Consider the following 1,080-nt stretch of genomic DNA (forward strand, 5'->3'; position numbering starts at 1 on the left):
ATCTTGTGGGTCTTGATGTGCGGACGGTTGGCGATGCGGTGGCGGTCCAGGTGCGCCTGCACGCGGCGGATGTTGTCCTCCATCACGTCGAGGTGCACGGTCACCGCGGGGGTCTCGAGATCACGGAGTGCGGTCACGGGTTCCTCCTCACGTTCTGCGCTCGTTCGCGCGCGGCTAGGGCGCCGAGACGCTCTGCCCGCCGCCCCTCGAGGCGACGGTGAACGCGTCGCCCTGCCGCGTGTAGACGTAGGCCGACCAGCCGGCGGGCGGCGCCGGGATGGAGCCGAGCACGGGGCCGCAGGCCGCGCCGGACACCGTGGTCTGCGTCGTCAGCGCCTCCAGCGATTCGGGCAGGACGCCGCAGGAAGCACGGTAGGTGTTCACCGCGGTCGCGATCATCTGCACGTCCGTCCGGGCCTTGGTGGTGCGCGCCATCGGCAGGTCATCGCGCACCATCTTCTCCTCCCGCTCGCACGCGGTGAGTGCGAGCAGGAGTCCCCCGATGACCGCGGCCCTGCCGAGAGCCCCCACGACCCTCATCCTTTCCGGCTGGAGAAAATCCGACGCGACGGCCGAACTGTGCCAGAATCATACGCCGCCCGGACGTGTTCAGCCAAGCCGCTACCTTCAACCAAAGGAGACCACGATGAGCATCAAGCGACACGGCGTCGGACCCCGACTCAGCCAGGCGGTCGTGCACGGCAACACGGTCTACCTGGCCGGCATCGTCGCGGGAGATCCCTCCGCCGACGCCAAGGGCCAGACCGAGCAGATCTTGAAGAAGATCGACGAGCACCTGGCCGCCACCGGCAGCCACAAGTCCAAGCTGCTCTCCGCGACGATCTATCTCGCCAACATGGCGCTCTACGGCGACATGAACTCGGTGTGGGACACCTGGGTGGATCCCGCCAACACCCCGGCGCGCGCCACCGTGGAGGCACGGCTGGCCACGCCCAGGTACCTGGTAGAGATCATGGTGGTGGCCGCGGTCTGATGGCGGCCCCGGCCGCCCGCCGCTTCGAGGGCAAGGTGGTGCTCGTCACCGGCGCGGCCGGCGGCATCGGTCGCGCCGCCGCGGTG

General features: G+C 69.4%; 2 protein-coding genes. One reads left to right on the plus strand and one right to left on the minus strand.

Annotated elements, in window-relative coordinates; all coding sequences use genetic code 11:
- Positions 1–174: 174 nt before the first annotated feature.
- A complete protein-coding gene (locus tag ACRDSQ_RS08825; RefSeq protein WP_431420328.1) occupies positions 175–531 on the minus strand; it encodes a type II secretion system protein GspG in 357 nt (118 codons plus the stop codon).
- A gap of 115 nt (positions 532–646) precedes the next feature.
- Here ACRDSQ_RS08825 and ACRDSQ_RS08830 point away from each other — a divergent pair, with 115 nt between their 5' ends.
- Complete coding sequence (locus ACRDSQ_RS08830; protein WP_431420329.1) at positions 647–994, plus strand: RidA family protein; 348 nt, start codon at positions 647–649, stop codon at positions 992–994.
- The last annotated feature ends 86 nt before the right edge of the window (positions 995–1,080 follow it).

Source organism: Actinokineospora sp. (assembly GCF_050699995.1).
Classification (GTDB): domain Bacteria; phylum Actinomycetota; class Actinomycetes; order Mycobacteriales; family Pseudonocardiaceae; genus Actinokineospora.